At 65.0% G+C, this 569-nt stretch carries 1 protein-coding gene; it reads right to left on the bottom strand.

Annotated features, from left to right (window positions below):
* Positions 1–57 precede the first annotated feature (57 nt).
* On the bottom strand, positions 58–569 hold a 512-nt coding region (locus ABDZ95_RS15300), incomplete at its 5' end, for an EF-Tu C-terminal domain-related protein (RefSeq protein ID WP_343794844.1).

Raw genomic sequence — 569 nt, 5'->3', positions numbered from 1 at the left:
GCCGCGCCGGATCGCTCCGGCGGGGGTTTCTCATTTCAGTCCGTGGACCGTCGTCGACTACTCGAGGATCTTCGAGACGACGCCGGCGCCGACGGTGCGGCCGCCTTCACGGATGGCGAAGCGCAGGCCCTGGTCCATGGCGATCGGGGTGATCAGTTCCACGGTCAGTTCGGCGTTGTCGCCCGGCATGATCATTTCCACGCCTTCCTTCAGGTGCACGATGCCGGTCACGTCGGTCGTGCGGAAGTAGAACTGCGGACGGTAGTTGGTGAAGAACGGCGTGTGACGGCCGCCCTCTTCCTTGGTCAGGATGTAGGCCTCGGCCAGGAACTTGGTGTGCGGGGTGATCGAACCCGGCTTCACCAGAACCTGACCGCGCTCGACGTCCTCACGCTTGGTGCCGCGCAGCAGCACGCCCACGTTGTCGCCGGCCTGACCCTGGTCCAGCAGCTTGCGGAACATTTCAACGCCCGTGCAGGTCGTCTTCTGGACCGGACGGATGCCGACGATCTCGACTTCCTCACCGACCTTGACGATGCCCTTCTCGACGCGGCCCGTGACCACGGTGC

Origin of the sequence: Brevundimonas kwangchunensis (assembly GCF_039523815.1) — a bacterium.
In the GTDB taxonomy this organism is placed as follows: Bacteria; Pseudomonadota; Alphaproteobacteria; order Caulobacterales; family Caulobacteraceae; genus Brevundimonas; species Brevundimonas kwangchunensis.
Note: the sequence above shows the minus strand (reverse complement) of the source record. Positions and strands in the feature narration are given on the sequence as shown.